Source organism: Aliivibrio wodanis (assembly GCF_052920805.1).
This window is the reverse complement of the sequence record NZ_JBREXA010000002.1, coordinates 1,172,790-1,194,829: the sequence shown is the minus strand read 5'-3', so window position 1 is coordinate 1,194,829 and position 22,040 is coordinate 1,172,790. Positions and strand designations below refer to the sequence as shown.

18 protein-coding genes and 2 pseudogenes are annotated in these 22,040 nt (G+C 37.1%); 3 read left to right on the top strand and 17 right to left on the bottom strand.

The window, feature by feature from the left end:
* Nucleotide 1: 1 nt before the first annotated feature.
* The 17 genes and pseudogenes from tssK to dinG all read right to left on the bottom strand — a co-directional run bounded on the left by tssK (nucleotide 2) and on the right by dinG (nucleotide 18,162).
* Nucleotides 2–1,324 carry a type VI secretion system baseplate subunit TssK gene (gene tssK / locus ACU5DF_RS13350; protein WP_446713233.1) on the bottom strand — a complete coding sequence of 441 codons (1,323 nt, stop codon included), beginning with the start codon at nucleotides 1,322–1,324 and terminating at the stop codon, nucleotides 2–4.
* Between the two features lie 11 nt (nucleotides 1,325–1,335).
* Nucleotides 1,336–1,824 carry a type VI secretion system lipoprotein TssJ gene (gene tssJ / locus ACU5DF_RS13345; RefSeq protein ID WP_446713232.1) on the bottom strand — a complete coding sequence of 163 codons (489 nt, stop codon included), beginning with the start codon at nucleotides 1,822–1,824 and terminating at the stop codon, nucleotides 1,336–1,338.
* Between the two features lie 36 nt (nucleotides 1,825–1,860).
* On the bottom strand, nucleotides 1,861–3,147 hold the full coding sequence (gene tagH, locus ACU5DF_RS13340) for a type VI secretion system-associated FHA domain protein TagH (protein WP_446713231.1): 1,287 nt from the start codon (nucleotides 3,145–3,147) through the stop codon (nucleotides 1,861–1,863).
* Nucleotide 3,148: 1 nt separating this feature from the next.
* Nucleotides 3,149–3,277: a hypothetical protein gene (locus tag ACU5DF_RS13335; RefSeq protein WP_446713230.1), complete on the bottom strand. Its 129-nt coding sequence runs from the start codon at nucleotides 3,275–3,277 to the stop codon at nucleotides 3,149–3,151.
* A 2-nt stretch (nucleotides 3,278–3,279) separates the two neighbouring features.
* A complete protein-coding gene (locus ACU5DF_RS13330; RefSeq protein WP_446713229.1) occupies nucleotides 3,280–4,812 on the bottom strand; it encodes a sigma-54 interaction domain-containing protein in 1,533 nt (510 codons plus the stop codon).
* Between the two features lie 2 nt (nucleotides 4,813–4,814).
* On the bottom strand, nucleotides 4,815–7,397 hold the full coding sequence (gene tssH, locus ACU5DF_RS13325) for a type VI secretion system ATPase TssH (protein WP_446713228.1): 2,583 nt from the start codon (nucleotides 7,395–7,397) through the stop codon (nucleotides 4,815–4,817).
* Entirely contained in the window at nucleotides 7,394–8,431 is a 1,038-nt protein-coding gene (tssG, locus tag ACU5DF_RS13320; protein WP_446713227.1) for a type VI secretion system baseplate subunit TssG, read from the bottom strand. The genes tssH and tssG overlap by 4 nt, the downstream gene beginning before the upstream one ends.
* On the bottom strand, nucleotides 8,395–10,146 hold the full coding sequence (tssF, locus tag ACU5DF_RS13315) for a type VI secretion system baseplate subunit TssF (protein WP_446713226.1): 1,752 nt from the start codon (nucleotides 10,144–10,146) through the stop codon (nucleotides 8,395–8,397). The genes tssG and tssF overlap by 37 nt, the downstream gene beginning before the upstream one ends.
* The gene (tssE, locus tag ACU5DF_RS13310; RefSeq protein WP_045101743.1) at nucleotides 10,143–10,568 is read right to left on the bottom strand and encodes a type VI secretion system baseplate subunit TssE; all 426 of its coding nucleotides are present in this window, start codon (nucleotides 10,566–10,568) and stop codon (nucleotides 10,143–10,145) included. The genes tssF and tssE overlap by 4 nt, the downstream gene beginning before the upstream one ends.
* A gap of 115 nt (nucleotides 10,569–10,683) precedes the next feature.
* Nucleotides 10,684–12,159, bottom strand: a complete 1,476-nt coding sequence (gene tssC, locus ACU5DF_RS13305) for a type VI secretion system contractile sheath large subunit (protein ID WP_446713225.1) — start codon at nucleotides 12,157–12,159, stop codon at nucleotides 10,684–10,686.
* A gap of 4 nt (nucleotides 12,160–12,163) precedes the next feature.
* Nucleotides 12,164–12,664, bottom strand: a complete 501-nt coding sequence (gene tssB / locus ACU5DF_RS13300) for a type VI secretion system contractile sheath small subunit (protein ID WP_446713224.1) — start codon at nucleotides 12,662–12,664, stop codon at nucleotides 12,164–12,166.
* 16 nt (nucleotides 12,665–12,680) lie between these two features.
* Nucleotides 12,681–13,766 (bottom strand): type VI secretion system protein TssA, encoded by a 1,086-nt coding sequence (gene tssA / locus ACU5DF_RS13295; protein ID WP_446714239.1) that lies wholly within the window; start codon nucleotides 13,764–13,766, stop codon nucleotides 12,681–12,683.
* Nucleotides 13,767–13,809: 43 nt separating this feature from the next.
* Nucleotides 13,810–14,232, bottom strand: coding sequence for a type VI secretion system ImpA family N-terminal domain-containing protein (locus tag ACU5DF_RS13290; RefSeq protein WP_446713223.1), 423 nt, complete (start codon nucleotides 14,230–14,232; stop codon nucleotides 13,810–13,812).
* A 210-nt stretch (nucleotides 14,233–14,442) separates the two neighbouring features.
* Entirely contained in the window at nucleotides 14,443–14,655 is a 213-nt protein-coding gene (gene rsmS / locus ACU5DF_RS13285; protein WP_446713222.1) for a pleiotropic regulatory protein RsmS, read from the bottom strand.
* Nucleotides 14,648–15,200: pseudogene (locus ACU5DF_RS13280) on the bottom strand (primosomal replication protein). The gene rsmS and the pseudogene ACU5DF_RS13280 overlap by 8 nt, the downstream one beginning before the upstream one ends.
* A gap of 27 nt (nucleotides 15,201–15,227) precedes the next feature.
* Nucleotides 15,228–15,998, bottom strand: a complete 771-nt coding sequence (locus ACU5DF_RS13275; protein WP_446713221.1) for a TSUP family transporter — start codon at nucleotides 15,996–15,998, stop codon at nucleotides 15,228–15,230.
* A 78-nt stretch (nucleotides 15,999–16,076) separates the two neighbouring features.
* Nucleotides 16,077–18,162 (bottom strand): annotated as a pseudogene (gene dinG, locus ACU5DF_RS13270) (ATP-dependent DNA helicase DinG).
* A gap of 529 nt (nucleotides 18,163–18,691) precedes the next feature.
* Here dinG and ACU5DF_RS13265 point away from each other — a divergent pair.
* The 3 genes from ACU5DF_RS13265 to ACU5DF_RS13255 all read left to right on the top strand — a co-directional run bounded on the left by ACU5DF_RS13265 (nucleotide 18,692) and on the right by ACU5DF_RS13255 (nucleotide 21,803).
* Nucleotides 18,692–19,609: a porin gene (locus ACU5DF_RS13265; RefSeq protein ID WP_446713220.1), complete on the top strand. Its 918-nt coding sequence runs from the start codon at nucleotides 18,692–18,694 to the stop codon at nucleotides 19,607–19,609.
* Nucleotides 19,610–19,688: 79 nt separating this feature from the next.
* Nucleotides 19,689–20,309 carry a YccT family protein gene (locus tag ACU5DF_RS13260; RefSeq protein ID WP_045101751.1) on the top strand — a complete coding sequence of 207 codons (621 nt, stop codon included), beginning with the start codon at nucleotides 19,689–19,691 and terminating at the stop codon, nucleotides 20,307–20,309.
* A gap of 468 nt (nucleotides 20,310–20,777) precedes the next feature.
* On the top strand, nucleotides 20,778–21,803 hold the full coding sequence (locus tag ACU5DF_RS13255; protein ID WP_446713219.1) for a porin: 1,026 nt from the start codon (nucleotides 20,778–20,780) through the stop codon (nucleotides 21,801–21,803).
* Nucleotides 21,804–22,040: the final 237 nt, after the last annotated feature.

The following is a 22,040-nucleotide window of genomic DNA, read 5'->3' as shown; positions in this document are numbered from 1 at the left end:
TTTAGCTATTCCTTATTGCCCAAAAGAAAAGAGATAAGTCAGGGAAATCCCCTGCTATATGGAAGGCAAATCCCCCGGATTGAGCTAATTGAGAGCGATCATTAGCATTGAGATCTAATGTGAAATAGCAGTAGTCACCATGAAATGGTACCTGTCTTGGAGCAACAGAAAGAGAACGACAAGTTATTCCTGGCAGTTGCAAGTTTACTAAGTTCCGTATTTTTTCAACGGGGCCTACTTTAAGTTGTGGCGGTAATTGTTTACGCAAGCTTTCTGCATCAGTATGAGAACGAGCCGCAAGAATAAAGGTAGCTTCTTGTAATAAACTTTCGTCTGAAATTGGAGCGATGAGTACACCATGATTTCTTTTTTGAAGGGGTATCTCAAATGCATTTTGTTTTAAAGATTGATTTAGTTGCTTACGGAGCTGAAATAGAATAGTTTCAAAAGATTCTCCTTGTTCTTTATGGTTATATGCTATCTCTAGATTTGCTCTTCGGTGAGTCGAGTCATAGGTGGATAATTCACCTTGTAGCGAAGTTAAAAGTAAGAATAGTTCTTCAGGGTGATAAGACCTACATTTGTTTAGGTAGTGAAATTGAGGCTCGTACTTATTAAGCAATTGTAGTAGTAAGAAATCTCCAATTTCAGATGTTGCATGGCCTGATTGGGTAATTCGTTCTGCTAATATATCGGCTTTATGGCTAAGTAATGTGAGGACCTCTCGTAAAGCACGATGAACTAAAGAGGAGTTAAGCCCATTAATAAAGCTAGCTTCGAAGTGAGGGTTTAGTTGAATTGCTCCTTCGGGGGTGACTTGTTTTATTTCACATAATTTTAATTTTACCCAATGGCTGTCAATTTCATCCTCGGTAATAATATGGAAATCGAGTTCACCACAGTTGATAGTCTGTAAGTTTTGTTCTTGTGCATTATTATCAGCAACAGTCAGGTCATAGGAAATGTAGCGAGTATTAATCTCTGTTTCTTTTTCTTCACGAGCTTCTGGGCTATTTAACGTTGAGAGTGAAATAGCTAAGTAAAGATTGAGATTTGTTTCAGGCGCGTTGGATTCCCATATGATAGGAGTGGTTTGATGTTGAATATCAAATAAAGACCCATCAGGAAGAACCCCTGATGCTTGACTGATCACTATCTTACCTACGGATAGGTGGTGGGTATCAAAACTTAATGAATGAAATCCCCAATTAAACCTATGCTGTTGTTGAGTCCTTATTTGCAACTGATTATGGTAATAACGATCATTTTGCTGAAAGTGCTGAGGGCGTAATAACATGCCTTCTTTCCATATGACTTTTTGCATTTATTTTCCCTCTAAATACGAGTGCTATTTTTTAGTGAAGATGATTTTTTTTTCACACGTTCTAATTTTACAATGGCATTATCTGTGGCAATGAGCTCGATCTTCTGTGCTTCTTCTTGCTCAACGGTATATATGTAATGCCATTTAGCATTTTCTATATGTTGATAAGCCCCAATAATTGCAAGGTATTGCCCTTTGGCATCGAGTTGTAATTTAATGGTTTTCCGATCTCCAGGGCGTAGAATCATCTCTTCTTCAGCGATAAAATCAGCACCTAAAGTTGATTGGGCATTATTGTATAAATCAAAAAATTCAGCATTCTCAAAACTAGTGATTGATGAGATCTCAATGACCCTAATTACTAGTGGTGAGGGGCGATCTACATGATCCGGGTTTAGATTGGCTGAAGCGTTAAGAGTTAGCGCAACATAAGTCGGGTCTGGAGCACTGCTGCATGCATTCAAAAAAAATATGGTAACGAGAAGAAACAATTTTTTCATTAGATTACATCCTTTAAATCATTCATATATTAGCTATTACACACGCAGTGCAGCAGAGAGCATTTGTAATTGAGTTTCATATTGTTTAGCAAAATCTTGTTCTAATAGAGCATTTCTCCAATCTGGATCTTTGCTTATTTTTTCGTGTAATTTTATATATGACTGCCAATATTGCGCATCGGCTTTACCAAATTTACTGTGGACGCCTTCTTGAACAAATCGATAAACTAAGGTTTGAGGAGACAGTTTTTCAATAAGAGTATCTAAAGTGCTTTGGCAAGCATCATGAATAGCAAGTTGATTTGCTTGAATGTCTTTACAGCTTTGATTGATAGCTTCAATACCTTGTAAGTATCCTGGTTTATGATGAAGTATGACATTGAGTGCATCGTTTACATCGTGGCTGAATTTGATTGGATTATTACCTTGAGCTTGAATTGTAGTAGCGTTCGCCGTCAGCTTATTTTTCATTTCAGTTCTAGTACGAAGCAGTTGCTGTATGCCACTTATAGAGCTGCGTAGAGCTGCCCCAATTTCAAATAAAGTTTGTTCTGGATCATCTAAATCAGCTAACTCAATGCCTAGGCCTCTGGATAGTGCTGCTAAATATGCCTCGTTATTGCTAGGAGCTTGTTCTATATGAGAAGATGAATTTAAATGAGTTGAGCTATTTGATGTTGATTGTGTGGTTGCTTTGGGTTTTATCTGTTGAGGCTCTAATTCAATATCATCATTAATAACGTCTTCATTTAATACTGGTGAAATAAATTGTTCTTTAAGTAATGCATCATCCATGATCAATTGAGAAGGAATAGTCTCTTCAACTTGTTTTAAAATGATATCTTCATCACTATTGAGTAACTCTTCAATGGGAGTATTACTTAAAAAGCTATCATCAGGGATCATGTCAAATACAGAGGGGGCTTGTTCTGTTCCGTGATTCGCTAATGGATCTAATGATGGATTATTATTCGTATTAGGAGAAATATAATTAGTTGGATCTTGGAGGAGGCGAGCTCTCAATTTGATAAACCCAAGTTCATATACATCACCATGAGAAATAGGATGTAGCTCACCATTATTTAAAGAAGCTTCTTGGCCGTTTAGGTAAGTCCCATTAGTGCTGCTATCAGTAATGAAATATTGTTCATTATCAAAACTAATTGAGGCGTGAATATTTGATAATTGGCGCTTAGAGTCCGCAATATACCAATCAGCATCGCTGCTTCGACCTATAGTCCCTCCGGCTTTTTTAAATGTGAAAGTAGGAAGAGTATCCATAGGAAGATCTTGTGATTGAATAATGTCAAAAATTAATTCCATCTTATTCTTCCTCTGAAATTAAAGTGATTTGTTCTTGTGGTTCTGGATTACCAACAGGGCGATAGTCATCGTAATTACTGCATGCTGAGAGTAGAAGTAGGGTCGTGATCAGTGAAAAGCGTAACAACATGCTTAGTATCTCCATTCTTTTGCTGATAAATTAAATTTACGTAATCGATAATCGAGTGAACCTTTTGATAGTTCGAGTCGGTTGGCAATTGTTTGTAAATGTCCTTGATGTTTTTCTAAATAAGTCGTCAGTACTGTTTTTTCAAACTGCTCTATTTGAGAAGAAAGACTGCCTGTGAGTGTTGTTTCTTTCTGTTTTTTAGGCGTCATTAGCATAATATCGCTGAGCACCTTGCTGATGATGGGTTTATTTAATTGTTGAGTATCAGGATCTTCCATACAGCAACGCTCTATAATGTTTTTTAATTCTCTAATATTGCCTGGAAATGAATACGTAGTTAGATATTCGAGAAAACCTTTAGTTAATTCAGGTGTTGATTGGTGAAGCTCTTGGGAGTAATTAGCTGCAAAAAAGCGACTAAGAAGCGCAATATCTCCATCTCTTTCTCTTAGTGGAGGAAGCGCTATGGGAAATTGGGCTAAACGGAAATAGAGATCTTGACGAAACTCACCGAGTTCTATTTTTTTTATTAATGCTTGATGAGTTGCAGAAATAATCTTTACATCAACATCATAGAGAGTGGTTGAGCCAAGAGGGCGTACCTTTTTCTCTTCCAATACGCGCAGCAATTTGGCTTGAAGTGAGGATGGCATGTCCCCAATTTCATCTAAAAATAGAATGCCTTTATCTGCTGAACGAATTAATCCAATATAATCTCTATCGGCTCCAGTAAATGCGCCTTTCTGGTAACCAAATAATTCACTCTCTAATAGATGTTCAGGAATAGATGCACAATTTTGAATTATATAAGGCTCGTTTCTTCGGTTACCAAATTGATGAATTGCTTTGGCTATTAGCTCTTTACCACTGCCGGTTTCACCAGTAACTAACACATTACGATTTATATGCAGTGCTTTAGAAATAGTTAATCGTACGTTTTTAATCGCTTGGCTTTCTCCAATGATATTTAAGTCAGAAGGAATATGAGCCGATTGTGATTGAGGAGCTAGTTTTTCTTCCAAAGAATGATGTTGGTTTTTTAAGGCGAATGCTAAGCGATCAATTGCCAATGAATTAAGCGTATTAATGGTTTGTCTGTCGCTCTTTTGATAACAAGTAAAACGTGAAAAATAGAACATCAATACCCCTGAAACACGCCCTTGAGCATTTCTTAATGGCATGAATTCAACTTCACCATCAGTGAGTGAATAATGTTCAGAATGATCAAATAGGGTGTCTTTAATTTCATCACTACACTGGCTGAAATGAAGGTTAAAATTACGTCCTTCACTCATGCAAAGCGTTAAGGTATTGAATTCGCTATAGTCTGTATTAATACGTTGATTGGCGTGTTGGCTCTGCTCGACAGAAACGAGTTTGATTTTGCTATCGCCATTTGTTTGTGTGAAACCTTCTGCCATTTTAAACAGTTGAGTTCCCGAGGCTTGAGATAAAAAGCAAATGACTTTTTGAGCACCACTGTGTTTAAGAACCCCAGATAACCAACATTGAGTAAGCCCACCTTGTTCTGGCATAGTTACTCTCCAAATTCACAGCAAACTTGTCCATCAGAGTCGATAGCAAGAGTGATTTGATGTAATGGCTCTTTTCGAGCAAGTGCCAATAAAATTTGAGATGAAAACGCAGGTTTTAATTGATGATTAATAATGGCATCAATGTTTCGAGCACCAGTTTCGGTTAAGGTGCAGCTTTGAGCTATGTGATGGGCAATGTCTTTATCATAATCTAGCGTAATGTCTTGTTGTAGAAGCTGATCTTGCAGTTGGTTTAGTCGAATAGTCACCAAGGCTTCCATACTATCTAGCTCAAGCGGGAAGAAAGGAACGACGTTCATTCGACCAACCAGTGCTGGTTTAAAGTATTGATTTAGCGTTGGGCGAATGGCTTTGGTTAGCTCGGCAGTGGTGGGTTTTTCTTCTTGGCTGCACAGGGCTTCAATTTGGTCTGATGCCAAGTTAGAGGTCATGATAATTAAGGTTTGTTTAAAGTTTATCTCGCGCCCTTCTCCATCATTCGCTACACCTTTGTCAAAAATTTGATAGAAAATGTTCATTACGTCAGGATCTGCTTTTTCTACTTCATCTAATAAAATGACAGAATAGGGACGTTGACGTACAGCTTCGGTCAATACACCACCTTCACCGTAACCAACATAACCTGGAGGTGAGCCGATTAATCGTGAAACAGTATGTTTTTCTTGGAACTCAGACATATTAATGGTGGTAAGAAATTGCTCACCACCATACATAAGATCAGCAATTGCTTGTGCGGTTTGTGTTTTCCCAACGCCACTTGGGCCGATAAACAGAAAAACTCCCGTTGGAGCATTTGGGTTATTAAGACCAGCTGCAGTAGCTTGAATCGCTTTTTCTAGTGCGATAACGGCTTGGTCTTGACCTTTAATTTGTTCTTTAAGTTGGCGTTTTATGTTCAGTACTTGCGTTGCTTGTCCGCGTTGTAAAGTGCTTAGTGGGATCCCTGTCCAGTGAGATACCACTTCTGCAACAAGAGAAGGGCAGGTTTCATAATTGACCAGAGAACCCGAAGTCTGGGCATTAGTGAGTTGCTGATAAATGTCTTGTTGATTGCAAACTAAGCGTTCATGTTCTGCTTCTTCATCGCATTGTGAAATATCGATTCGTGAAGTCAGTAAGGCTTCTGCTAACTCTTTTTGCTCGCACCATTGCTGTTCTAGATCGTCAGCTTGCTGTTGCGTTTGGACTAAGGTGTCTTTAAGACGAGTGATGAGGCTTTCTTCGATATCAATTCCAGCTTGTTTGTCTCTTACAACGTAATTTAATTCTCGCTGGGTAATTGCAATGGTATGCAAAAGCGCTTCTAACGATTCTGGTTTGGCTTTGAGGTTGATTTTTACTCGGGCGCAAGCCGTGTCGAGCAGATCAATGGCTTTATCTGGCAATTGACGCCCACTAATATAACGAGAAGACAATTCAGCTGCGGCAATAATGGCATCGTCTCGGACATAAACGCCGTGACTCTCTTCATAGCGTTCAGCAAGTCCACGTAAGATGGTGACGGCTTGTTCTACGCTAGGTTCAAGAACTGTTACTGGTTGGAATCGACGTGCTAAAGCAGGATCTTTTTCAATGTATTTTTTGTACTCAGACCAAGTGGTCGCGCCAATGGTTCGTAATTCACCACGAGCGAGCGCGGGTTTTAATAAGTTCGCCGCATCGTTACTCCCGGTTTGTCCACCAGCACCAATTAAGGTGTGGGCTTCATCAATGAAAAGAATGATGGGGCTTGGACTTTCTTGAACGGCAGTAATCACGAGATTTAAACGGCGTTCAAACTCACCTTTAATGCTTGCGCCGGCTTGTAATAAGCCTAAATCTAGCGAAAGAAGAGAAACATTTTGTAAAAGATCAGGAACTTCACCTTGTGCTATTTTGATGGCCAAACCTTCGACTAACGCAGTTTTTCCTACTCCAGCTTCGCCAACAATCATCGGGTTGTTTTTACGACGACGAGCTAAAATGTCGATCATTTGCCTGATCTCACTGTCTCGGCATAATACTGGGTCGATTTTATCTTCTTTAGCGAGTTGAGTGTAATTGGTGGTGTAGGCCTCTAATGCACTCTGGTGCTCATGATTTGTATGTTCGTTTTGAGTCACAGAATCGATAAGACCTTCTACTTGCTGCTTTAATAATGCGGCAGGAATAATGCTTAATTCTCGATAATATGGAGTGTGACCATATTTATTGGGATGAGTCAGTAAGGTTAATAATAAATTAGCGGCGAGTACTTCAGGGAGTTTCATTTCAAGCATCGAATATAGGTAACTCTCTTGTAACCATTCAATTAAAGCAGTCGAAAGTACGGGGTGGTTACTTTCAGAGGACGTGCTTTTTCTACCGTGTTGTAATGTTTCAATTAAGTGTTCGGTAGAGACGTTATATTGCTGACATGCTTTATTCCAAAAACTTTGTGGGTTATTTAATGCGGCTAAAATGAAATCTTCGCAGAGAACTTCGTTTCCTCCACGAGTGACGCACAGTTGTGCTGCTTGCTCTAACGCTAAGTGAGATTCTTTATCTAATGTTTTTATTAATTGAGGTAATTCTACGTTAATCATAATGTCTTCCCTGAAAGTGTAATTTGCCCTTCATTTGCATCAGAGCCTAACCAACTAGTCCACCCTAAGCAGCATTCATTACAGTGAGAGAGTCTTAATGGGCGAGGCTCTCCCTTTTTTAAATGAAGCTGAATATCGAAAGAAAGAGGGTCTTTTACTGTAAATTGCACTAATCGATTGAGAGTAATCCAATTAGGTTTATCGGTTAAAAATGAATGGAAATCTTTCCACGTAAGTTGTTTGATGTGGATCCTAAATTTATTGGCACGATCAGGTACACGATCTCCTAAGACAGAATTATTACCGAGAGCTGAGTTACGTTGTCCTAATTCGCATCGTTGCTTTTCTGGTATATAGCAATGACGGAAGAGGCATTCTTCGATATATATATCAGCGTGTTGGAAGTAGTAACGTAACAGTGCCTCTATAGTGTTTGCCGAGCGTACTCGCTGGCAGAGCAAGCCTAAATAAGGGAATAGGCGAGGCCAATCTATTGTATTATCTTCTCTTAATTCTTGGCTTTTAAGACCAAGCAATGCAAATATATGTTGAGAAAAAGGGTCATTAGCTCCTTCTCTGAATGCCGCATTATAGCGATATTTTTGCCATACATTGCGGATAAGCCGATGTAATCTATGATGGAAAATATCTAAAAAAGGTTTAAGAATATTATTCTCATCTTGAGATAGATAATCGTTGTAATAATGCGGTAAGGGCGATGAGGCTCCAATTAGTGACAGCATATTTAATGTCAAAATTATTTTTGGTAAGCCGTCATAATGCGAATCTATGGTAATTGCTTGGATCTCTCTAGCGGCAAAACCTTGAGATGGATTCGCAATAAATTGAATACGATTATAAGCTTCATCATGAGTAATATCATAAGATTGAGCTAATTGATTACAGATATGATCAAGAGCTTTCATTAATGATAAATGACCAATATCTTGAATAGTAATATCAATCGGAAGAGTTTGATCTATAGATAAATTGGGAGTCAAATAAGAGGTTGTTGCCCCATTCGTGGTAGCCATGAATAGTCGCCTCCATCAGTACTTGTTACGTTGAGTCGGTTGAACGAGTTCAGGCTGATATACAGTGATAAAAATTCATTAATCACCTCCGAGAATAAGTATAATTCGCCTTCACAGAGGAAGTGTTTACTATTTAGGTGTAAATGTGTATTCATTACTCTAACAGGAGAACCTTGATAGAGCATGTCTCCAGGCTTTGTATTTATATCATTAATGCCATCAATCAAGCGTTGGTGTTTTTTGCCTTTAGCATCATCTTGCTGTCCTGCAAAATCATAAGCTAATAGAATTCGTTTAAAGGCTTCTGGCTTAGTAAGTGAAAGGTAGTTGAGGGACATGTTTGAAATCAGTGACCATAACCCATCTTTTTCGATTGGCGGAGCATAACAAGGAGTGACAGAGCGAATATTTGTAAAAGCTATTGCTCCTGTCGTATGTGATGTACTTTCAGTAATAGAATCAATAGGTAAACGTTGCGCTAATGCTCCATTACATGCATTTACTGTTAATGATACCGTTATATTATTGGTAGAATTGTATTGAGTACGAAATGATAAGTAAGTATCAAAATGTCCATTTACAATATTTTTTTCTTGCCTAATACTGTAATAATTTGAGTGATTATTAGCGTCATTATGTTCAAATGATTCAAAATGATAGAAGTTGATACGACCTTTTTGCCCAGGATTCCAACCATGAACTTCTTCAATTGATAAAATAGTACTATTGTTATCGTTTAATGAGGCTGGAATTACTTTATATTGATCTTTACGATGATTTAATAAAAGAGGTTGAGTATCTGTTTTAAAAGCATTCACAATAGGGGTGCAGAACAGCTCAGGCTGAACTCGACTTGCATAAAAAGGTTTGTGAGTAATATTAGCTAGGGTGAATTTTATATCAATAAATTTACAGCCTTCACTAAACTGAGCTGGCCAAATAGGAAGTTCAGTTAAGTCAATGTAGTAATATTTTTCAGGGTAGCAAAAAAACTCTTGTATATGACGATAGCCTTCGAAAGTGTTAAGAGGATAGTCAAAAATAGCTTGTTCAGTTGCAAAACCAACGGATCGAATACTCTCAATAGGAAATGTTGAACGATTGATGAGGGATTTTTCAGCGTCTAATGCACAAAATTCGGCTTGAGTTGTCGTTGAACACAGCGCCATTATTAAAGAGAGGCAACTGGCTTTATCACCATTAAAATGAATTTTAAGTTTCTTCATATCCAATGAATGAAGATTAACCCCTGAAGCTAATTCGATTTGAAGTTGATATATCCCTCCATTACCATTAGCTGTAAATGAAGATGAATGAATTGAAATTGGATATATATCAACATCATAGCAGGTTTTGAATTGGCATTGTACGCCTTCTATTGCTTGGCTTAGTACTTCTGTTCCACGTGTGATAGTTGTTTTTTGTGTTAATCCTTCAGAAGGTGTTAACTTTAAGGTGCTCATTGCTGGTATAGCTTGAACATAATTCGGCCATATTAACCTCATCAAAGAGTGGGTTAACTCAGGAAGTTGATTGTCTAATCGTTGATGCAAACGGCCAACTAAAAAAGCAAATCCTTCAAATAAGCGCTCAATATCAGGGTCAAGTCCTTCTTGGGCTAGGAAAGGTGCTAGAGCAGGGTTCTCTTCTGAAAAGGACTTTCCAAGTTCACGTAAGGCAACTAATTCTGATTGATAATATTGATTAAAACTCATGCAGCACCTTGAATATGATTATTGTTTAGCTTTCTATTCTTAGCATGTGTTTCTGTAGTAAATGAAATTGAAACCAATTGGCCATTTAATAAAATATCGCCTTGAATATCAAAATAGAGATGAAGTGGGCTATGGATATCCCCTAGATAATGAACTTTTATATTGGTAATTCGTGTTTCATATTGTGTAATTACTCGTTCGACTTCTTTTTTAACATACATAATAGCGTCGTGGGGTGTCATATGGGACATATTGAGATCTGGTAACCCTAAGTCAGGACGGATCAATGCAGCGCCTTGTCGAATTGATAGCAATTGAGTCACATGAGTATGAATAGAGTCAGTAATTGTCTGGGTATTTGATGCCAGATTATGTGATGTCGTCCCGGCTAATAGCCGTTCAAATAGTCGCTGTGATGACATTTCTTATTCCTCGAGAAATTATGTATTTAAATTTCTTATGAAGTATCATTAAGTAATAAAACTCCCCTGACTTACGTGTCTTTCATTCCATGTTGTAATCTCAGGGGAGGGTGAATTATTCTTGGTCTAATTTTCCGACTAAAGATAAAGTGAAATCTGAACCCATATATTTAAAGTGTGGTCGAACTGATAAATTGACTTTATACCAGCCTGGATTTCCTTCTACGTCGGATACTTCAATATTTGCAGCTCTGAGAGGTCGACGGCTTCTTACCTCTGCTGGTGGATTTTCTTGATCTGCTATGAATTGTCGGATCCAACCATTTAATTCTTGCTCTAAATCAGTTCGTTCTTTCCAACTGCCGATCTGCTCTCGCTGTAATACTTTTATATAGTGAGCTAAGCGACTGATGATAAATAGATAAGGAAGTTGAGTACCTAATCGATAATTAAGTTCAGCACTTTTCCCTTCTTCTGAGTTACCAAAGAATTTCGTTTTTTGAACTGAGTTAGCAGAGAAAAAGGCCGCATTATCGGAACCTTTACGCATGGTTAATGCTATGAAGCCCTCTTCGGCTAATTCATACTCACGACGATCTGAAACTAGGACCTCGGTTGGAATTTTAGTTTCTATATCGCCCATACTTTCAAAGTGATGAAGAGGCAAGTCTTCAACTGCTCCACCTGATTGAGGACCTATAATGTTTGGGCACCAACGGAAATTAGCAAAGCTATCAGTAATGCGTGAAGCCATAGTAAATGCAGTATTTCCCCATAAGTAATCTTCATGGGTAGTGGAGACATTTTCATGATAATTAAATGTTTTAACCGGATTTTCTTCAGGATCATAGGGCTGACGCAGTAAAAACCTTGGCAGTGTTAACCCGACAAAGCGCGAGTCTTCTTGCTCCCGAAAGCTTTGCCATTTTGTATATTGAGGGCTTTCAAAATGATCACTCAGATCTTTCAGATCAGGTAACCCTTCAAAAGAATCTAATCCAAAGAATTTAGGTCCAGCTGCTGAAATAAATGGAGCGTGAGCCATTGCTGCTACTGAAGCCACATTTTGCAGATTTTTAATATCGGGCGCAGAAGGGCTAAAATCATAATTACCAATAATAGCACCAACAGGTTGCCCACCAAATGTACCAAACTCATTAGTGTAGATGTGCTTATAGAGACCGGATTGGGTAATTTCTTCGGCATCTTCAAAGTCCTCTAATAAATCGGTTTTAGATACACTGATAACTTCAATCTTGATATTTTCACGAAAATCAGTGCGGTCAACGAGAAGTTTTAACCCACGCCATGAAGACTCTAACTGTTGAAAAGAAGAGTGATGTAGGATTTCATCTACTTGCTTACTTAAACGTTGATCAATTTCAGTTAGCATTTTATCAATTAAAGCTTTTTTTACAGGCTCTTCTTGATTATGAGGTTTTAATAACTCTTCAATAAAAGCACTGACTCCTCGTTTTGCTATACCATAGGTTTCATCTTCTGGTGTAAGGTTAGTTTGTGCAACGATTTGATCAAGAAGGCCTACGGTGGTTTCACTTTGTGCTTCTTGTAATGTACTGGTCTCTGACATTGGATTACTCCTTCTCTGTTGCTAAGCCAAGTTCGTTTAAAAGTTTCTCACGTGCATTTTCATCTACTAAAGCGTCTTCAATGGCTTTTCTAAATGCAGGTACATTACCGAGTGGGCCCTTAAGAGAGACAAGAGCCTCTCTTAAATCCATTAAGCCTTTAAGTTCAGGAACTTGTTCAACAATACTTGCAGGATTAAAATCATTAATATTCTTAAAGGTAAGATTCACTGGTATTTCATCATTGCCTTTTTCATGATCCTGTAGCTGATTTTTTACACCAAACTCAATATTAAGATTTTGTTTTTCGATAACATCATTAAAGTTATTTTTATCAACAGTGAAAGGCTTTCTGTCTTCGAGTTTTCGCTCATCATGTTGTTGAGTAAAATCACCAAGAACCATCACTTTTAGTGGCAACTCAAGTTCTTCTGTTGTGTCACCTGTTGCGGGTTTAAATGTCACATTTACACGCTCTTTTGGCGCTACAGATCCATCTTTTGACATGGGGTCTCCTAGTTTTTTAATTAAGAACTCGCATTGGATTTAAGCAACAGAGTCTTTCACGTAACGTGGTAGTTAATTGATTGTTTTTTTCTTTGGAAGGCAACTTTTGTTGGCATGATAACCATAGTTCGAGTAAGCGTTCTTCAAGTGAAGGATCCCAATGAGTTAGCACCTTGTGAGAATATTGAGAATCAAGCCAACCTAAAAGAGCACTTGCTAGATCGTATTTCTGTGCTTGCGATAACAATTTAGCCTGTGAAAATTGCCAAAAAAAAGCTTCTCGATTTGAGCGAGATAGATGGTGACCATTCACCAAAGGTTGTAATATCTCAGTGAGAGTCTTCTGGTTTAGTAATGATTGTGCATTTTGTAATGCAAGATCCCATTCACTTTCTGTATTCTTTTCAATAATATTAATGTTCTCAGTGACTTTAGAGTTATCTTCTTGATAGCAATGCTCTTCTAGCCAAGACCTAGTTGTTGAAGTAGAGAATTCAGAATTATCATCAAATTTTAGGTGAGTAATTTCAGGTAGTTTTTTTATTAATAATGAAACTTGATCTACAATACATTGAGCTGCATCATGATGGTTTAGTTCAATTAAGCTTTCCCAAGCCATAAAATGCCCATCGAGCCAAAAAGGTGATTTTGATAGGCTTTCTTCAAGATTTATTAATAGCCCCACATGATCAGAGTCCGCTTTAAGTTTATTAAAGTGTTGCTTCCTTGTTTGAGGAACAGGTTTTAACATTGTGACATCGTTACTATTACTTGCTGGAACTTGTGTGATAGTTAACCATGTTAATGTACGACTAAGTTGATATGCTTTCTCATTATTAATACGTTCAGTTAACCAATATTTTGAAAGTGAACGAGCGACATCTTGTAAGTGGCGTAAAGCTTTATTTGCCTCGCGGTCATTAGTAATTTCACTAGACGAAATTGATGTGCTTTCTTTTGTTGGTTCTATTTGTATTGGTTTATTATAATCGAGTGAATTTAAGGCTTCTGTTTTTGAACTATCCACTGATTTCAATCTTTTTTTATGGCTTTTTACGTAGTTAATAATAGATGAAATATTATCGGTGTTTTCATTAAAAATTTCATTTATTGAGTTGTCTAAAAGTATTAATATTTCAATTAAATCATTTGCTGATATAAGGTCCGTTAATATTGTCTATAAAAGGTTTTATAATGTCGCTAAGTTTTTGAATAATTTGATTTATAGTTGAATATAAGTTTTTCTTTCTTGATGGATATATTTCAATATTATACTTACTGATGAAATCATTAATTATTAATACTAAGTGCAGTGGGTCAATAGGAAGTTGTCCCTTCTGAATTGATAATAGTATCCAATAAAGGTAACGATAGTCTTTACTTTTATTTGATAGTAAATTCAATGATTTATTATGAACTTCTTTCCAGTCAGTTTTACTGGTTGCAAATATATCCGTTGATTTTTGTATTTCACTTTCAATGGATTCAAACTCAGGTTCATAAGTTAAATCTATGCCTAAGCGATCCTCTTCTGATATATCAGAAAGAATTAAGTTATAAGAAAACATATTTACCCTAGCTAAATGATGCTGTCATTTATTATTGATTTTTTTATTATTAAAAATCTATTTATGGATAAAGAATAAGTCGGAAGATGTGATTAAGGAAGCGGAATAATTTGCGAGGGAAATTAATTGAGAAATAGATCTAAGTTTTAGTGTAAATAAAATAAATAGAACTATTTCTATAGAGATAAGAGTAATAAATCTGTTTCTATTTTAAGACAGGTGTCTTGTTTTTTTAAAATCATTTAGCACTATTTCTAAGGCTTTTATTACAGTCTCTTTATCTACATTATTATTTTCGAGTAGATAAATTAAATCCACTGCCAGTTTAATTTCATCAGGAGCATTATCTAACGGGCTAGGTGTAGTTATTTGTTCAACTTCAAGGGTTGCTTCGGCTTCAATGTGTTTAGAGTGCTTAATCATGTTGTTCTCTATAAGTAATTTGCTGTTCTAATCGTTTCATTGCATCTTTACAGCGCTGTAATCGTTTCTCTGTTGCAAGGAGTGTTTTCTGCAATTCTTGTTGCTGAGAAAAAGAGTGGCAATGATTAACAGAGTGCTCTTGTTCTCGAACCATTTGACTGAGTCGACGTTCCCAGTTCTTGATGTTGCGCCAAATCTTGGTACATATCACTAATTGGTTTTTTATAACTGCCTTTTGGACGAGGTTCATTAGAGCGAATACGTTGAGTGGCAACTTCACGTTGAACAGCTTCTATTTGGGCGACTAGCATTTGAGTTAAATACTCTGCACGTTGGCTGGTGAGGATCCCCGCTTTCTCTTCTCGCTGAATAGAAGCCAGTGTTGATTTAGTTTCGGTGATACAAGGCACAAGATAGCGACTACGACAGCCAAATAGACGTTCATCAAAAAGAGGCAAGCGTTGTTCGCCTCGACGACGATCGATCTCTGCTGCTGTTTTACTTAACTGCTCAAGCATTATTTCAATAGAACTGAGGTTTATCATAGGAGCCTCGAAATGAATTCAGTAGGTTTAGAACCAAGCATCTAATGCTAATTTTACTGCTAAAATACAAACAACAGTGACAAATACAGGGCGAATAAACTTAGAGCCAAAACGAATTGCAGAGTGAGCACCAATGAAAGCTCCCGCCATCAAGCAGATCCCCATTGTTAACCCTAATGCCCAGTTAATATGACCAAGAATGGCAAAAGTAACTAAAGAGGTAAAGTTACTGGTGAAATTCATTGCTTTGGCTAATCCAGAAGCTAATAAAATATTTAGTCGATACATAGCCATGCTACTTACCGTCCAAAAAGCCCCTGTTCCAGGTCCAGCTACACCATCATAAAATCCTAATATTAAGCCTTGTATTGTCTGCTGTTTTTTTAGTTTAGGAGTTACTTTGGGTAACTGATTGTTTTCAGATGCAATCCGAGTAGGCCAGATAGTATAAATAGCAGCACAAAGAATAACTAAAGGTAATCCTTTCTCTAGCCATTCAGTTGAAATATAGTTCACTAATAATGTACCAAAGATTGCACCACAGAGAGTAGCAATAAAGGAGGCTTTCCAAAAGGTAGGATCAAACAGTTTCTTTTTAAAATAGGTTAAAGCAGCGGTTGATGATGCAAAAGTAGCTGCAAGCTTATTAGTGCCTAAAGCTATATGCGGTGGTAAACCAATTGATAGTAATGCAGGTACGGTTAGCATTCCACCTCCACCAGCAACAGCATCAATAAATCCAGCAATAAAGGCAACTAATCCCAAAACAATCAGGGTACTAGGCTCAAGAAATTCCATATAAGCTCTTATTTATTATTAGTATAGTTTAGGGCAACAGACCCTAGTATCGTAATGTATGACCGTTAATAGCCACACTTACTCTATCACTCTCTTAAAGGGAGGTAATGCATCTAAAAGCGCTTTACCATAACGTTTAGTTATAACGCGGCGATCAAGAAGGACAACTCTACCAGAATCTTCTTCTTTACGCAGTAATCGACCTACGGATTGAATTAACTTTTTACTCGCTTCAGGAATGCTTATCTGCATAAACGGATTTCCGCCTCTACTTTCAATATATTCTGAGTGCGCTTCTTCTACTGGAGAGGTTGGAACACCAAATGGAATTTTTGGTTATAATTAAATTAGTTAAGAGGTTACCAGGTAAATCTAACCCTTCAGAAAAGCTCCCTGTTCCAAATAAGATACTGATTTTATTAGCTTCACAAAGTTTTTTATGTTTTTTTAGGATTTCTTGTCGAGACTCTTTTCCTTGGATAAGTAAACTCCACCCATGCTTTTTAGCAATTCCCTCTATGCCTTCTGCTACTTTATTCATTTGCCAATATGAGGAGAACAACACCAAGCTTGAGGTTTGATCTGCTAAATAGAAAGGAAGCTCTTCTATTAATAAATCGGTAAAACCTGGAGCTGATGGTTCCATTGGTAAATTAGGAATAACTAATTGAGAGTTTTCTTGATAATTAAAAGGTGAAGCGAGTGATAAAAATCGCACGCCATCTTCTTGTTTTTCAGAAATTCCCGCTTGCTTGCAAAAGAAAGAGTAGCTATTAAGCGCACGCATAGTTGCAGATACAATAACTGCTCCAGCTGCTCGGCTCCATAAATTTTGATCTAATTGCCAGCCAACCTCTAGTGGAGAGACATTAATGATAACATCGCCTTCTCTATCTTTACTCTGTTCTAGCCAACGAGCGAGTGGAGCACCTTTATCACTGTTTGGTTTTGCCATTAAGAACCAAACTTGTGCGAGATTTTCTAGTCGTTGTAGATAGAAGCCCATCTCAGCCAATGCAGGCTCTGCCATTCTTGGTGCTAATTCGCCATCTTTCATGCGTTCAGAGATTAAATCACTAATTTTTGCTAAGGCTTGATTTGTTTTCGTTGAGATATCTTTTAAATCTTTTGATTGTTCGGCTAACCATGTTGGAATTTCCCCATGTTCAAAGCGATAGATGCCATCACTATTAAAGAGAGTGGGATCGAATTGCTTGCTTAGTTGATTTAACGAGGGAATTAGCTCTTGTAAGTTATCATGTAACGTATTTTGAAAACGATTAACGCGTTTTTGATCTGCTAGATTACAAAATTTACTAACAGACTTATTTAGCGACTCCAGCCAAGATGATGTTCCCTTTAAGCTTGCTGCTGCTGATGAATGTTCACGAGCGACATTCGGAAGATGATGAGCTTCATCAAAAATATAGATAGTTTGCTCTGGTTCAGAAAGAACGACACCACCACCAAGATCGATATCTGCCATAACAAGACTGTGATTTGCTATAACAACGTCGGCTTTATCAAGATGCTCACGGGCTTTTTGAAAGGCACAATCACGGTGCATAGGTAACCCGTTATGGCAACTGTATTTATCAGAAACAATACTCTGCCATATAGAAGAGGGAATAGTGGTAGGCCAACTGTCTATATCTCCATCCCATTTACCTTCGGATAATGCTTTATACATTCTTCTCAAAAGATCTAAATCTTTCTTTTTAGGTTTTTCAGTGAATAGGGCTGCTTGTTTATCTTCTTCATGGTTAGTTTCAACTAATAAAGCGAGTTTATGGTTACAGCAATAACGTTGTCGGCCTTTCGCAATAATAAAAGAAAAAGGTAATGGTGAGATACGACGATAAAATGGTAGGTCTTTATGCGCTAGCTGTTCTTGCAGTGCAACCGTTGCAGTCGAAATCACGACTTTCTTATTATTTAACTTAGCAAATGGGATGACACTAAGTAGATAAGCGAGTGATTTACCAATCCCAGTACCTGCCTCTGCAACAATCATGCGATGCGTATCACTATATTCTCCTGCTAGAGATTTAGTGATTTCTGCTACTAAATAGTTTTGTGCTCGGCGAGGAATAAAGCCGGGTAATTGATCTTGTAGTGTTTTATAGCTCTCTCGTATGCAATCAGTAACCGCTTTGTTCAGCATGATTTAACTCTAGTAATATAAGAAAATCCATTATAGCACGCTACCTTGAGTGTGATCTTCTGCAAAGAATGGATTCTTATGTAATTAAATCGGGATGTAGGTCACGAAAATAGAATGAACTAAGATGAAATATCTAAATGTTAATTTTTAGATGGAGTTAAAGTTCTGTATTCTTGTAATTTTAAGTCATTTATTCTTATTTATTACTTTGTAGATGGGATTAACAGATTGATATTCTTTTTTACTGCGAAATAATTCTTTACATATTGTTTCATTTCCATGTTCGAACCGTGTCTCATTTATGGTCATTTACGGCTAAGTCTTTGGTTTTGCTGTCTTTATGTTTTTTTATGAATCTTTTTGTTAGCCGTTGACATGTGAGTCAAGATTTTGCAAAGTAGCACTCGAAATTTAGAAACATTGATTAATCACACAGTTAGATGTGCTGGTCGATGTCAAAGAAATTATATAAATACATGGAACCGGAAAACGGATTTCCAAATCTTTTAAGAAAAGGCAGTGGATTATTATGAAAAAGACTCTAGTAGCATTATCAGTATTAGCAGCATCAGTTGGTTCAGCACAAGCATTTGAAATTTACAACGAAGGTGGTGTTACAGTTGATATGGGCGGCGACATTGAAGTTGTTTACCTACAAAAAACTGAAAAAGGTCACGATTTTCAACAAGAAATCCAAGATGCTGATGTTAAGTTTGATGTTCGTTACGCTGTAAATGATGATTTACAATTTGGTGGTTTCTTTGAACTACAAGATACTGGCACAAACGAAGGTGATGCATACGTAGCACTTTACTCTGATTCTATGGGTTCAATTAAAGTTGGTCGTACTTGTACTGCTCTTGATGACGCAGGTATCGGTTCAGATTACCAATTTGGTATCACAACATTTTTTAATGGCTCTGACATGTACTGCGGCGATGAAGTAATTCGTTGGGACTTTGACCAAGATAATTTTTATGCAACAGCAGCAATTGCTCAAGATAAAAACAACTCTACAGAAGTAGGTGTTGATTCAACTTATTTTGATGCTCGTGTTGGTTACCGTGTAGCTGATTTTGATTTTACAGTTCTAGGTGGTTCTGGTGAAAATGATGCTAAAAACACTGAAACTTTATTAGGTGCCGAAGCTCGTTTTAACGGTGTTGAAAACCTAGGTTTAGCAGCTGCTATTTATACTATGGATAACGAAGCTGTTAAAACAAATACTCTTGGACTTTCTGCTACTTACCAGCTTGATAAAGTTGCTCTAGCTACAGGTTTCAGCTTATCTTCAGATGATGTTGATGCAAATGATGATATTAATACTTGGTATGTAAATGCTGGTTACCCAATTGCTCCAAATACTACAGCTTATGCTGAAGTTGGTGGTAATAGTAACGACGACAGCCAAACTGGTTTTGCTGTAGGTGTTAAAGCATCATTCTAATCTTAGTTAATTAAGATATAATTGAACCACCCTTATATAGGGTGGTTTTTTTTTAGCTATTATATTTAAGGAACAGATAATGAAAGGAAAGGTTGTTTTATTAGGGCTGCTATTTGCATCATCACTACAAGCGGCAACAATAACACCCAAAAAAGGGATAGAGATTCTTTTTGTCGATGGGGTTAAAGTAGAAGAAAAGCGAGAAAAAATTACTTTAGATGCTAAAACCACACAATTAATGTTGAGATATAGTAAGCAAGTAGGTAATGGTAATACTAAGAAAATTTTTGATTCTGCTCCATTTATAATCACAATTAATGTTCCAGATAGCGATCTCACTGTTAATGCGCCAAAAGTTTATAGTTATGAAAAAGCAAAGAGAGAGTTTAAAACTGCACCTGAGTGGTTAATTACTGATAACAAAGATAATGAAATTAATTATAGACAAGAAAAATTAAAGCCAAACGACGGTTTTATGCCTTATTACGATCTTGAAGTGATGCTTGAAAAGTACAACCAAGATAAGGGCATTATTTTTGGTTCTTCTTCTGCGTTAGTAACAGCATCTAAGTCGACAGAAAAAGGCAATAATTCAGAAAATGCTAAGCTTTCAAACCTAAGTCAGCTTCAATCTCTTTACCTAAAAACAAATAAAGAAGAGCGTAAAGCCTTTCAAAAGTGGATCATAGATCACAATTAATTTTATTACAGATCTGATTATTAGCTAAATATATTAATAGCTAAGTGATTTTTTAAAGAATTGCTTAGCTTTTTTTTGTGTGTATTAAAGTAAAACACAGCAGATATCAAATAACGCCCCAACAAGAATGCTTTTACCTTTTTTTATACTGAGAGTGCTTTCCGCAAAAGGGTTTTTCGATCTTTTTCTGTTACCTTCACTGTTTTGTTTTATATTTATTTATATTTATCCGCGTGATCTACGTCTCAAATTTACGCCGTATCTTATAACTTGTTGTATTAGAACTCTTTATTATTTTTTACTTTCCTTGACTTTCTCCGTTGACATCAAGATAAATCTTGAGCAAAGTATGCTCCAGATTTAAAGACATCACGAGTTGCACAATAAGATGTGGCCGTAATGGAATATAAAATAGGGAACCGGAAATCGGATTTCCAAATCTTTCTAAGAAAAGGCAGTGGATTTATTATGAAAAAGACTCTTATAGCACTTGCAATCGCAAGTATTTCAACTTCAGCATTTGCTGTTCAAACTAGCAGCCAAAACAGCAAAAATGAAGATATGTTTGCATTTGACTCTATGCATAAAGATCAATTTTCAGTATCTGGTTCTGTTGGCGCTGGTGGTTACTACGACACTGGTACTAAAGCATTTTATGATGATTGGGCTACTGGCCTAACTCTAGCAGTTAACTACCGTAACAATCGTATCGTTGGTTACTTTGAAACAGACTTTATGTTGAACTACACAACAGACAGTGCAACTAAGCATGCATCTTCTACAGAGAAGAACTCTGGACCAGCAACAGACGTAGATAAAGCTTGGTTAGGTTTTGATACTGGTTACGGTATTGCATCTTTCGGTTGGGAAAATGATACAGCCTTAGATAAAGTTGACGGCGCTGGCGACAACACATACGAGTTCGGTGCTTCTGCAGGTGATGCGTCAGATGCATTTAACGTACTTAAGTTCCAAGGTGCTACAAGCGGTTTTGCATACGGTGTGTCTTACTTTGAAACTGATGATGACCACAGTGCTGGTGATAAAGGCTTCAATGGTTATGTAGGTGTTGAGCAAGAAATCTACAACCTTTATGTAGGTTACGAAACTCGTGATGCTGCTGATTACAGTGTAATTTCTGTATCTGGTAACGTGAAATTTGGTGACGTTAAACTAGGTGCTAACGTATGGTCTGATAACGGCGACAAAGGTGACCTAACAGGTACAAATGCTACTGATAAGACAGATGTAGGTTACTACCTATCTGTGGGTTATGCATTAAACGAAGAGCTAACTTTAGCCGCGGGTTATGCAGCTAATACAGTAGAAGAAAATAATGCAAGCGACCTTGATCGTTCTTACATGAACGTTGCAGCTATGTACACAATGGCTAAAAACATGGACATGGGTATCGACGTACGTCAAGATCTAGACATGGGCGAAGGCAACGAAGAAGAAACTTACGTATTCGCAGCAGCGTACTACTACTTCTAATCTCTTGATTTAAAGTAAGCTAAATTATTAAGCCAGTCATAACGACTGGCTTTTTTTCGTCTGAATAAAAATAAAATATTAGGGTATTTATTAAACTTTTCACAGCATTAAAACTTTCTTTAAAAAAAATGATCTTTTTTGTTGAAATAAAACCACAGTTTGATAATGTGTTTACAAGGTTAAAAACAAAATCAATTTGTTACTAAAGGTTTATAATTATGCGTATTCAAGGTCTGA